10 protein-coding genes are annotated in these 11470 nt (G+C 71.8%); 8 read left to right on the top strand and 2 right to left on the bottom strand.

Annotated elements, in window-relative coordinates:
* The first annotated feature begins 289 nt into the window (after positions 1-289).
* From VGC13_RS30400 to obgE, 3 genes are all read left to right on the top strand, one after another.
* Positions 290-1309 (top strand): asparaginase, encoded by a 1020-nt coding sequence (locus tag VGC13_RS30400; protein ID WP_331129105.1) that lies wholly within the window; start codon positions 290-292, stop codon positions 1307-1309.
* A gap of 65 nt (positions 1310-1374) precedes the next feature.
* Positions 1375-1986 (top strand): carboxymuconolactone decarboxylase family protein, encoded by a 612-nt coding sequence (locus VGC13_RS30395; RefSeq protein WP_331129104.1) that lies wholly within the window; start codon positions 1375-1377, stop codon positions 1984-1986.
* A gap of 260 nt (positions 1987-2246) precedes the next feature.
* Positions 2247-3278, top strand: coding sequence for a GTPase ObgE (gene obgE, locus VGC13_RS30390; protein ID WP_331129103.1), 1032 nt, complete (start codon positions 2247-2249; stop codon positions 3276-3278).
* A 61-nt stretch (positions 3279-3339) separates the two neighbouring features.
* Here obgE and VGC13_RS30385 read toward each other — a convergent pair whose 3' ends face one another.
* Together VGC13_RS30385 and VGC13_RS30380 are read right to left on the bottom strand one after the other, a co-directional pair.
* Positions 3340-3573 carry a hypothetical protein gene (locus VGC13_RS30385; RefSeq protein WP_331129102.1) on the bottom strand — a complete coding sequence of 78 codons (234 nt, stop codon included), beginning with the start codon at positions 3571-3573 and terminating at the stop codon, positions 3340-3342.
* Positions 3570-4019 carry a PIN domain-containing protein gene (locus tag VGC13_RS30380; protein WP_331129101.1) on the bottom strand — a complete coding sequence of 150 codons (450 nt, stop codon included), beginning with the start codon at positions 4017-4019 and terminating at the stop codon, positions 3570-3572. Before VGC13_RS30380 ends, VGC13_RS30385 begins: the two co-directional genes overlap by 4 nt.
* A 307-nt stretch (positions 4020-4326) precedes the next feature.
* Here VGC13_RS30380 and dprA point away from each other — a divergent pair, with 307 nt between their 5' ends.
* The 5 genes from dprA (at position 4327) to VGC13_RS30355 (ending at position 11074) form a co-directional block, all read left to right on the top strand.
* Positions 4327-5472, top strand: coding sequence for a DNA-processing protein DprA (dprA, locus tag VGC13_RS30375; RefSeq protein WP_331129100.1), 1146 nt, complete (start codon positions 4327-4329; stop codon positions 5470-5472).
* A 612-nt stretch (positions 5473-6084) separates the two neighbouring features.
* A complete protein-coding gene (hemW, locus tag VGC13_RS30370; protein WP_331129099.1) occupies positions 6085-7275 on the top strand; it encodes a radical SAM family heme chaperone HemW in 1191 nt (396 codons plus the stop codon).
* A 216-nt stretch (positions 7276-7491) separates the two neighbouring features.
* Positions 7492-8544 carry a heat-inducible transcriptional repressor HrcA gene (gene hrcA / locus VGC13_RS30365; RefSeq protein ID WP_331129098.1) on the top strand — a complete coding sequence of 351 codons (1053 nt, stop codon included), beginning with the start codon at positions 7492-7494 and terminating at the stop codon, positions 8542-8544.
* 485 nt (positions 8545-9029) lie between these two features.
* On the top strand, positions 9030-10196 hold the full coding sequence (dnaJ, locus tag VGC13_RS30360; protein WP_331129097.1) for a molecular chaperone DnaJ: 1167 nt from the start codon (positions 9030-9032) through the stop codon (positions 10194-10196).
* Positions 10193-11074: a 50S ribosomal protein L11 methyltransferase gene (locus VGC13_RS30355; RefSeq protein ID WP_331129096.1), complete on the top strand. Its 882-nt coding sequence runs from the start codon at positions 10193-10195 to the stop codon at positions 11072-11074. The genes dnaJ and VGC13_RS30355 overlap by 4 nt, the downstream gene beginning before the upstream one ends.
* The last annotated feature ends 396 nt before the right edge of the window (positions 11075-11470 follow it).

Genomic DNA, 11470 nt, shown 5'->3' with positions numbered 1-11470 from the left:
AATTCTCCCCTCTCCGCGAGGAACGAGCGGGGAGGGGCCCCCGGCGGACGCAGTTCGAATCCGTTCGAAGCGCCGCCGGGTTCCGCGTGAGGGATGCGCGCCCGCAGGGCCGAGAACCCGGCGCGCATGCAGGAGACCCGACGGAGCGGCGGGATGCCGGTGCGCGCCGGGGGCTCGGCGCACTTGGGCACAGTTGTATCGTGCCCTAGTGCGCGCGCAGCCCGGCCCGGAGCGCAGCGGAGGGACACGCCCAAACCCTGAAGTTCAAGCAGTTCATCCATCTTTCCTCATGAAGACGATGGCCGACCTGGAAAGCGTGGTGGAGGTGATGCGCGGGCCCGCGGTGGAGTCGCGGCACCGCGTGCACGTGGCGGTGGTGGACGCGGACGGGGCGCTGCGCGCGTTCTCGGGCGACCCGGACTGGGTGACCTTCTGGCGCTCGGCGGCCAAGCCCATCCAGGCGCTCCCGGTGGTGGACGACGGCGCCATGGAGCGCTTCGGCATCACGCCGGCGGAGCTGGCGCTGTGCTGCGGATCGCACAGCGGCACGGCGGCGCACGTAAAGGCGGCGGAGTCGATGCTGGAAAAGATCGGCGTCACCGCGGAATCGCTTGCCTGCGGCCCCCACGCGCCGTTCGACGAGGCGACGCGCCGCGAGCTTCAGGAGCAGGGGCTGGAGCCGGTGCGGCTGCACAACAACTGCAGCGGCAAGCACGCGGGGATGATGGCCGTGGCCCGCGCCCGCGGGTGGGACCCGGAAGGCTATCAGCGCGTGGAGCACCCGGTGCAGGCCCGCCTGCTGACGGAGGTGGCGCGCTGGGCGCAGATGCCGGCCGAGGCAATCGGCCTGGGCGTGGATGGATGTGGCGTCGTCTGCTACGCGCTCCCCCTGCGGCAGATGGCGCTGGCGTACGCGGGGCTGGCGGCGGCGGCGCGGCGCGGGGAGCCCGGTCCTTCCGCGGTGGTGCAGGCGATGGGCGCGCACCCGGAGATGGTGGCGGGCGAGGGGCGCATCTGCACGGACCTGGCGCGGCTGACGGAGGGGCGCGTGTTCGCCAAGACGGGCGCGGAGGGGGTGTACTGCGTGGGCGTGCCCGGCGCGGAGCTGGGGATCGCCATCAAGGTGGAGGACGGCTCTCCGCGCGCGGTGGCGCCCGCGGTGGCCGGCGTGCTGCGCGAGCTGGACCTGATCTCGGAAGACGACTTCGGGGCGCTGCATCCCTACGTGTTCCAGGAGGTCGCCAACACCCGCGGCGAGGTCACGGGCCAGGTGCGGCCGGCGATCCGGCTGCGCGCGGCGGATGCGTGAGGGGATCGTGCCCAGGGTCGAGTGCCGAGTGCCGAGGATGATGCCCGCAGTTGGAGGCGCTGAGCGTGCCTGACGCGCGGCGTGCGGCGCTGCTGCGGCTGTCCGCGGCGCTGGGGACGCGGCACGAGGCGGCGGTCCGCACGGAGATGGAGGTGGCGCGCCAGGAGGCGGACGCGGGGGCGGTGGAGGAGGTGATCCTGCAGTCGCACCTCTTCATCGGCTTTCCGGATGCGCTGAACGCGCTGGGGCTGTGGCGCGAGGTCAGCGGCCTTCCCGCGCCGGACGCGATCGGCGAGGACCCGGCGGGGTGGGAGGCGAGGGGCGAGCGGGTGTGCGCGGCGGTGTACGGGGCCAACTACGGCAAGCTGCGGCAGAACGTGCGCAGCCTGCACCCGGACGTGGACGGGTGGATGGTCACCGGCGGGTACGGCCGGGTGATCGGCCGGCCGGGGCTGGACCTGGCGACGCGCGAGCTGTGCATCGCGGCGCTGCTGGCGGTGTGGAACGTGCCGCGCCAGCTGCACTCGCACCTGCGCGGCTCGCTGAACGCCGGCGCCCCGGTGGACCAGGTGGATGCGGCGGTGGAGATCGCCTGCGGATTCCTGGAGCCGGAGCGGGCGGAGGAGGTCCGGGCGCTGTGGCGCGACATCCGCGCGAAGGCGGCGGGGAACGGATAAAGGCGGGCGAAGCCCGCGTTTCGCGTGAGGGATGCGCGCCCGCAGGGCCGAGACCCCGCCGCGCATGCACGAGCGTAGCTGCGACGCGCCGAGGGCGTTGAGCGGCGGGGGCTCGGCGCCGTTGGCAACAGTTGTATCGTTGCCTACGGCGCGCGCAGCCCGACCCGGAGCGCAGCGGAGGGGCACGCCCAAACCCGCGGTTGCAGTAGTAGAAGGTTGAAGCACATCCATCATCTATCGAAGACGGACGGGGAGACGCGGTGTTCCTGGATTACGCGGAGATCAACGTAAAGGCGGGCGACGGCGGCGCGGGGGCGTCGTCCATGCGGCGCGAGTCCATGACGCCGCGAGGCGGCCCCGACGGCGGCGACGGCGGGCGGGGCGCGGACGTGATCCTGCGCGCCGACGCGCAGCTCACCACCCTGATGGACTACCGCTATCGCCAGCACTACAAGGCCGAAGCGGGCGCCAAGGGAACGGGCTCCAACTCCACCGGCCGCAGCGGCGAAGACCTGGTGCTGCGCGTGCCGCCCGGCACGCTGGTGCGCGAGGTAGAGACGCAGGAAACGCTGGGCGAGCTGCTGCGCGACGGAGACGAGCTGGTGGTGGCGCGGGGCGGCAAGGGCGGATGGGGGAACGCGCGCTTCGCCACGGCCACCAACCAGGCGCCCCGCCGCGCCGACGGCGGCGAGCCGGGCGAGGAGCGGCGGATTGCGCTGGAGCTGAAGCTGATCGCCGACGTGGGGCTGGTGGGCGAGCCCAACGCGGGAAAGAGCACGCTGCTTTCCGCCGTCTCGGCGGCGACGCCGCGGGTGGCGGACTACCCGTTCACCACGCTGACGCCCAACCTGGGCGTGGTGCAGCTGACCGGCAGCCGCACCTTCGTGATGGCCGACATCCCGGGGATCATCGAGGGCGCGCACGAGGGCAAGGGGCTGGGCCACCAGTTCCTGCGCCACATCGAGCGCACCCGCACGCTGGCGCTCATGATCCCCTCCGACGCGCTGGAGCCGCAGGCCGAGTACGACAAGCTAATCGAGGAGCTTCGCCGCTACTCCGAAGAGCTGGCCGCCAAGCCGCACTGCGTCGTGTTCACCAAGGCCGACCTGCTGCCGCCGGACTGGGCCGCGCCCCGGGTGGAGGCGCCGGAGGCGTGGGGGCAGTTCGTGATCTCGTCCGTGGCCCAGCGCGGGCTCGATCCGCTGCTGGAAGCCCTCTGGTCCCACGCCGCCCAGGTGGTCGCCGAAGAAGCCGCCGTGGACGGCGAGGAAGAAGAGCCTTGGCGTCCGTGATCAGCGACTGACGAGCACCACCGAACGCGCCGCCCGCAGTCCCGCGAGCGGCGCTTTCGATTCAGGAATCGTGGGCCTGATCGCGCTCGGCGCGGAGCTTTTCGATGGCGGCAAATACATCATCTACCGTAATGCCCGCGTGGAGGGCGGCGCGCTCGGCGGTGTAATCGCCGGACGGCTTGATGAACTGCCGGAAAAAGAGAACCAGTTCCTGTGGTCCGAGCTCGCGACGAAGCGCTTCCAGCCCGGCCCGGCGAATCTCCTCTAACGACCGCGTGGTTTCGGTGGTGGTCATTCAGGCCGCTCCTTCAACCAGGTCAGCGGATTGGAGACGCGGACTCCCAACGCATGCTGCAGGCGGCGTGCGCGCCGGATCAGCGCGTCATCGGTGGTTAGCAGCACGTCTGCGCCCGCGGCTTCGGCACACGCCACGTGAACCGAATCATAACCTGCGAGGCCCATTCGTTCCAGCGTCCTGGCTCGGCGGCGCCGATCTTCATCCGCTGTGACGCTCTCCCCGGCGAAACCCGCCAGTGCCTCTGCTTCGAGTCGACGCTTGGGATCGCGGATCGCGGCGAGTTCCGCCTGCACCGCCTCACTGCCGATGATCGTCCATTCTCCGCGCGCGGCGTGTTCCACGATACCAAGAATGGCTTCGGATTCCAGCCTTACTCGAAGCTGAATCTGGTCATCTGACGGTCGGCTATAGCAGCAGGTGTCCAGATACAGGCGTATCATCATGGCTCCGGCAGCATCAGGTGAGGGGGCAATTCTGATGGCGCCGAGCGTGGTCGTCAAGCTAAAGATTTGTGATTAAATAGCTTGTATTCCGTTCGTGCGTATCTCCAGGTAACCACCCGCAGTCCAGATGCGCCACCTCGGTCACACACTTTTGTCCACCGATGGCGCGCCGTTGGGGATGAGAAGCCAAGTCGCCGTCCCCATTTCGCCAGCGCACGGACCTACTTCCCGCCAGCCCTTCCGGGGCGCGCGGTCGCGGCGGTATCGTTCGGCGCGAGCAGATTGCCGAAATCCACGCCCCGCGCCGATGCCGACGACGGCTCCTGATACCCTCGAAACCCTGCTGCGCCTGGCCATCGTCCCGGGGATGGGGCCGGCGAGGACGGCGATGCTGCTGGCCCGCTTCGGGTCGGTGGAGCGCGTGCTGGGCGCGTCCGCGGCGCAGATCGCCGAGGTGCCGGGATTCGGGCGCGAGTACGCGCGGCGCGTGGCCATGGCGGGGACGGCGCAGGGGCGGGACCGGGCGCGGGCGGCGCTCGACGTGCTGGCGCGGGTGGGCGCGCGCGTGGTGACGCAGGCGGACGCGGAGTATCCGCAGGCGTTCCGCGCACTGGCCGATCCACCGTTCGTCCTGTACGCGCTGGGCGACGTGCACCTGATGTCGGAGCCGGCCATCGGCATCGTGGGGACGCGCGACCCGACGGACTACGGGCGCAGGGTGGCGTCGCGGCTGGCGTACGAGCTGGCGCGGGCGGGGTACGGCATTGCCAGCGGGATGGCGAAGGGGATCGACGCGGTGGCGCAGGCGGCGGCGCTGGACGCGGGCGGGGCCACGGTGGGCGTGTTGGGGCACGGCATCGACAAGGTGTATCCGCCGGAGAACCAGCGGCTGTTTCACCGCGTGCGCGAGCGGGGGCTGCTGATCTCGGAGATGGCGCCGGGCGATGAGCCGCTGGCGGGCAACTTTCCGCGCCGCAACCGGCTGATCGCGGCGCTGAGCGAGGGCGTGCTGGTGGTGGAGATGGGGGAAAAGAGCGGCGCGCGCCACACGGTGGAGTTCGCGCTGGAACTGGGGAAGGAGGTGTTCGCGGTGCCGGGGCAGATCGGCTCGGCGGCGAGCGCGGGGACCAACCAGCTGCTGAAGGAAGGCGCGCGGCTGGTCACCTCCGCACAGGACATCCTGGAGGAGCTGCACGGCGTTGGCCGGGTTCCGGCGGCGCTGGGTGCGCCCGCGCCGGTGGAGCCCGCCGCGCCCGCGTCCCGGCAGCCGCCCGCGGACCTGGCGCCGGACGAGGCGCGCGTGTTCGGCCTGCTGGGGGACGATCCGCGGCACGTGGACGACCTGGCGGCGGCGGCGGGGATCACCACCAGCGTGGCGCTCGGCGCGCTGCTCGGGCTGGAACTGCGGGAGCTGGCCGAGTCGCTGCCGGGGAAGCAGTTCCGGCTGCGGTGAGCCGGGTAGGGTGGGCCGCAATGGCTGAGCCGGCCTGCAAGGGCGAATGAATTTGCTGCAACAACCACACGAAGGCCGCCTTCGCGGACAGGCGGCTCTTCGGTGGGGCTGAGTGTCTGCCACGTGGTTGGCTGAGGAGAAGCGGCCTTCGCGGACCGTGCGGGGCGGGATCGAATTCTCCCCTTTCTCCCACGCCGCGGGGGAGAGGGGGGCCTCTCGGGCGCCAGGTCCGTGCAAGTCGCCGAGCTCCGGACCAGCGGCTTCGATCCGTCGAGCCCGGCGACGGCGAATGAATTCGCAGCAACGAACACACGAAGGCCGCGTTCGCGGACTGTACGGTGTGGGGCGGGGGGCAGGTGCTGTGCGCGCCCAGGCTCCGAGGTGCGGCGGACGGGTGCCGCTACTCAAGGTTCTCGGTTGCGGACGCGCAGGTGTGTGGAATGCCGTACACGGCCGGGCCGCCGAGTCCGCGCAGGCGGACTTTGCGCTTTTCCAGCGGCGAATTCATTCGCTCCAGAGGCGAGCGCACGGAACCCCCCGGTTCACAGACAGGACTTCAAGCGGAACGCGGAGCGGGCTTCGGTGTCGTTTATCCCCATGCAGCACAATCCGTTGAGCATCGACATCCGGCCGGCGGGCGATCGGCCGCGCTCGCTGTACGTGCACGTGCCGTTCTGCACGCGGCGGTGCTCGTACTGCGACTTCGCGGTGCAGGCCACGCGCGAGGCGCCCACGGCCGAGTGGCTGGACGCGGTCGCGGGCGAGATGCGGATGCTGGCGGACGAGCGCGGGTGGGCCACGCCGCTGCGGCTGGACACGGTCTACGTCGGCGGCGGCACGCCGTCGCTGCTGGGGGCGGACGCCATGGCGGCGCTGCGCGAGCGGCTGCGGCCCTGGGCGGAGTGGGACGAGCAGGCGGAGTGGACCAGCGAGGCCAACCCGGAAAGCTTTTCGGCGGAGGTGGCGCGGGGGTGGCGCGCGGCGGGGGTGAACCGCATCTCGCTGGGCGCGCAGACCTTTCACGAGCCCACGCTGAAGTGGATGGGGCGGCTGCACGGGCCCGACGGCCCCGCGCGCGCGTTCGCGGCGGCGCGGGAGGCGGGGATCGGCAACGTCAGCATCGACCTGATCTTCGGCGTGCCGGAGCGGCTGGAGCGCGACTGGGGGGCGGACCTGTTCCGCGCGCTGCTGCTGGAGCCGGAGCACGTCTCGCTCTATGGGCTGACGGCGGAGGCGGCGGCGCCGCTGGGGCGCTGGGTGGGCGAGGGGCGCGAGACGCTGGCGGACGAGGACCGCTACGCCGACGAGTACCTGCTGGCGCACCACACGCTGACCGGCGCGGGGTTCCAGCACTACGAGGTGAGCAACTTTGGGCTCCCCGGCCGCCGCTCGCGCCACAACTTCGTCTACTGGACGGGCGAGCCGTACGCGGCGCTGGGGCCGGGATCGCACGCCTTCTATCCTCCCCTGCGCCGCTGGAACGTGCGCGGCTGGGACGACTACCGCGACCACGTGGCCGCCGGGCGCCCGCCCACGGACGGGGAGGAGACGGTGGACGAGGACACGGGCGGGCTGGAGCGCGCCTGGCTGGTCCTGCGCACGGACCAGGGGTGGCCGATGGGGGACGCGGGCGAGGCGGTCCGCCGGATCGCGGGGGAGTGGGCGGGGCGCGGCTGGGCGGCGGAGCGGGACGGGCGGCTGCGGCTGACGGCGGAGGGGTGGCTGCTGCTGGATACGCTGGCGGTGCAGATGGCCTCCGCCGCCGAGGCGGACCGCGAGCGGGTGCCGGCGCTGCAGCTTTGACAGGTTTTTGACGCGGGAGCGGCCGAGGAGGGCACTGATCCGGCCGGATCGGCGCACGCGGCGCGCACCCGTTCTTGCGATGGAACCGCCGCGGGGAAGGGCTCCCGCGTGCGGAGCGGATGCTCCCGTGAAGCCGCGGGCGGTGCGCGGGATTGACCCCGCCGCCGCCCGGGGGCAGATTCATCGGGTTTTGCGGCCGATTTCCCACTCCGGACCATGACCACGGGCGAACCTCTTTCCGAGCGCGAGCACCAGATCCTGGAAGCGGTGATCCGCACCTACGTGGAGACCGCCGAGCCGGCCGGCAGCCGCAACGTGGCGCGCCGGTTTCCGCTGGGCATTTCTCCGGCGACGGTGCGCAACACCATGAGCGACCTGGAGGAAAAGGGGTACCTGTACCACCCCCACACCTCGGCGGGGCGCGTGCCCACGGACCTGGCGTACCGCCTGTACGTGGACGCGCTGATGGACCGCCAGTCGCTGACCAGCGCCGAGCGCGCCAACCTGCGCACGGAGCTGGTGCAGGGCGGCGAGGGCGCGGCCATCGAGCGGCTGCTGCGGCGCGCCGCGCAGGTGCTGGGGCTGCTGACGCAGGAACTGGGGATCGCGGTGGCGCCGCGGATGGAAGAGGCCATGCTGGAGCGCCTGGACCTGATCCCCATCCACGAGTCGCGGGTGCTGCTGGTGATGTCGCTGCGCGCGGCCGGGGTGCGCACCATCTACGTGGACGTCCCCGCCGCCATCCCCGCGACGGCGCTGACGGCGGTGGCCGCGCTGCTGAACGAGCGGCTGGCGGGGCACACGCTGCGCGAGATCCGCGCGACGCTCCCCGCGCGGCTGCGCGACGGCGTTCCGTCGGACGACCCCGGCGCGGGGCTGCTGAACGTCTTTCTGCAGTCCGGCGAAGACTGGTTCGCGCCGGTGACGGCGGGGCAGGACGAGGTGCTGCTGGGGAGCGCGGCGGTGCTGGCCGAACAGCCCGAGTTCAGCTCGGGCGAGCGGCTGCGCTCGCTGATCTCGCTGACGGAGCAGCGCGACCTGCTGAAGAACGCGGTGGCCAACCGCGGCGCGGCCGACGGCCTGCGCATCACCATCGGCGGCGAGCACGCGGACCCGGCCCTCTCCGGCTTTACGCTCGTCACTTCGGAGTACCGCCTGGGCGAGCTGAAGGGCGTCGTCGGCGTGATCGGCCCCACGCGCATGCCGTACGAGCGCGTGATCGCGATGGTGGAAGGGGCTTCGGCGATGGTGTCGGAGCTGCTGGTGTAGGGAACTGCAGGGAATAGGGAACAGGGAATAGGGAATAGCCTGCAGGTTGGTGCGTGCGCAGGCACCGGGCGGCGCGAAGTCGGCCCGGCGAGCTGCGCCGGGGGAGTGGGGAGCGAGAAGATGGGTGCGGACGCGCGGGTGCGTGGGATGCCGCACACCCACTGGCCCAGTCCGCGCAGGCGGACTTCGTGCCGTTGCAGCCGCGGTTTCGACCGCCCGGGACGGGGCCGGCGGACCGCTCGCGGAACTTGCGTGAGGGATGCGCGCCCGCAGGGCCGAGAACCCGGCGCGCATGCACGAAGGCAGGACGGAGCGCGGGGATGCCGGTGCGCGCCGGGGGCTCGGCGCCGTTGGCAACAGTTGTATCGTTGCCTACGGCGCGCGCAGCCCGGCCCGGAGCGCAGCGGAGGGACACGCCCAAGCCCGTAGTTCAAGCAGTTGCAGTCGCGGAAGACGAAGATCGTACACATGCGGAAAGCGCCATGATGAGCACCGTGCGAGACTACTACGAGGTCCTCGGGGTCGAAAAGGCCGCCGACGGCGACACGATAAAGAAGGCGTACCGCAAGCTCGCCCTGCAGTACCACCCCGACCGCAGCGGCGGCGACAAGGAGGCCGAGGAGAAGTTCAAGGAGGCCACCGAGGCGTACGAGGTGCTGCGCGACGCGGACAAGCGCGCGGCGTACGACCGCTACGGCCACGCGGGCGTCAAGCGCGGCGGGGCGGGGGGCGGCGGAGGCGGGTTCGGCGGCTTTGGGTTCGAGGACGCCATCAACATCTTCATGCGCGACTTCGGCGGGTTCTCGGGGTTCGACGACGTGTTCGGCGGCGGGCGCCGCGGCCGCGGGGGCGTGCAGAAGGGCAAGGACCTGCAGGTGCGCCTGCCCCTGACGCTGGAAGAGGTGGCGACGGGGGTGCGCAAGCGCGTGCTGGTGCGCGGCCTGGACCCGTGCGCCACCTGCAGCGGCACGGGGAGCATGGACCAAGGCGAGCCACCGGTCTGCACCACCTGCCAGGGCGCGGGCCAGGTGCGCACGGTGCAGCGCAGCCCCTTTGGCCAGTTCGTCAGCGCGTCGGTGTGCCCCACCTGCCGCGGCGAGGGCAAGGTCATCAAGAACCCGTGCAAGACCTGCCACGGCGACGGCCGCCAGCGCGGGGAGCAGACGGTGGAGGTCGACATCCCGGCGGGGGTGAGCAGCGACAACTACCTCACCATGCGCGGCGTGGGCAACGTGGGCCCGCGCGGCGGCCCCCGCGGCGACGTGATCGTGGTGATCGAGGTGGAGGAGGACCCGCGGTTCGTGCGCGAGGGGAGCGACCTGATCTACGACCTTCCCGTTTCGTTCAGCCAGGCGGCGCTGGGGCAGGAGGTGCAGGTGCCCACGGTGTACGGCGAAGAGGCGGTGCGCATTCCCGCCGGGGTGCAGAGCGGCGAGACCTTTACCCTGCGCGGCAAGGGCTTGCCGCACCTGGGCGGCGGCGGGCGCGGCGACCAGCAGGTGCGGGTGCACGTGTGGACGCCCGGCGACCTTACGCCGGAGCAGGAGGCGCTCTTCCGGCAGCTGGCGGAGCTGGAGGGCCCGGTGCCGCAGGCGGGCTCGCGGCGCGGCAAGGGCTTCTGGAGCCGCGTGCGCGACGCGTTCGCCGCGTGAGCGCGCAGCCGGAGCGCTGGCTGGTCCTTACGGTGAGGACGGCGGACCCCGAGCTGCTTCCGCTGGCGGCGGAGGTGCTGGTGGGGCAGGGAAGCTGGGCGGTGGAAGAAACGGACGGCGGCGTGGTGACCTACCTGCCCGCGCCGGCGGACCCGGAGGCGTACGTGGCGGAGCTGTGCGCGGCGCTGATCGAGGAGCTGCCGGACTCCGCCGCGCCGGAGGTGGTGTGGCGCTGGCAGGCCAACGAGGACTGGGCCGCCAAGTGGCGCGAGGGGCTGGGGCCGCGGCAGGTGACGGAGCGCATCGTGGTGAAGCCCACCTGGACGGAGTGGGAGGCGCGTCCGGGGCAGGTGGTGGTGGACATCGACCCGCAGATGGCGTTCGGCACGGGGGAGCACGCCACCACGCGCGGGTGCCTGCGCCTGCTGGACGACGCGCTGCGCCCGGGCGACCGGGTGCTGGACGTGGGCTCGGGAAGCGCCATCCTGGCGATCACGGCGGCCATGCTGGGCGCGCCGGAGGCGGTCGCGGTGGAGTACGACCCCGACGCCAACCTGAACGCCCGCGAAAACCTGGAGCGCAACGGGGTGGAGGACCGCGTCCGCATCATCGAGGCGATGGCGGACCCGGCGCTGCTGCAGGAGCTGGGACGCTTCGACCTGCTGCTGGCCAACATCCTCAGCGGCGTCATCCGCCCGCTGCTGCCGTCGTTCCGCGACGCGCTGGGCGGTCTGCCGCAGGGGCGGCTGATCGTGAGCGGCATCCTGCGCACCGAGGCGCCGCTGGTGATGCACGACGCGGAGGCCGCCGGCTTCCGCATCGTCCGCATCGACGAGGAAGAAGAGTGGTGGAGCGCGCTCCTGCAGCCGGCAGAGTGATCCGCGCTTCATCGACGGCTCGATGATCGATCCACGAGCGGTGTCTTCCTGAGAGGGTGTTGCCAAACCTCCCAGCGTGATTGACTTCCTGAGGGAGGCGCCACCCCGTACCTCGTTTGTACACTGCACCTTCGCGCCGACCGAAGGACCTCGCCAGCAGAACGACGGGGCTGGTCCCGCGGCATGAAGCCGGCCCCGCCTCGCCGGAGAGCAGGTCCTTCGGTCGCGCGCAGGCGGTTGTGTGGAATCAGGTTACACGTGGTGCGCTCCCTCAGGAAGTCAGCGCTTCTTTGTGATTCTGGGGGTTTGGCAACACCCTCTGAGGGAGACGCCGCTCGCGCACCCTGCGGATGAAAACAGGGCTGTCATTCCGAGGCCCGGCCACGCCGCACTCGG

It is taken from the genome of Longimicrobium sp., assembly GCF_036399255.1.
Classification (GTDB): domain Bacteria; phylum Gemmatimonadota; class Gemmatimonadetes; order Longimicrobiales; family Longimicrobiaceae; genus Longimicrobium.
Note: the sequence above shows the minus strand (reverse complement) of the source record. Positions and strands in the feature narration are given on the sequence as shown.

Bases quoted from the DNA above. Each gene is read 5' to 3' on its own strand.
- VGC13_RS30400 (WP_331129105.1), top strand. From the start codon at position 290: ATGAAGACGATGGCCGACCTGGAAAGCGTGGTGGAGGTGATGCGCGGG.
- dnaJ (WP_331129097.1), top strand. From the start codon at position 9,030: ATGAGCACCGTGCGAGACTACTACGAGGTCCTCGGGGTCGAAAAGGCC.
- VGC13_RS30380 (WP_331129101.1), bottom strand. From the start codon at position 4,019: ATGATGATACGCCTGTATCTGGACACCTGCTGCTATAGCCGACCGTCA.
- hrcA (WP_331129098.1), top strand. From the start codon at position 7,492: ATGACCACGGGCGAACCTCTTTCCGAGCGCGAGCACCAGATCCTGGAA.
- dprA (WP_331129100.1), top strand. From the start codon at position 4,327: ATGCCGACGACGGCTCCTGATACCCTCGAAACCCTGCTGCGCCTGGCC.
- VGC13_RS30385 (WP_331129102.1), bottom strand. From the start codon at position 3,573: ATGACCACCACCGAAACCACGCGGTCGTTAGAGGAGATTCGCCGGGCC.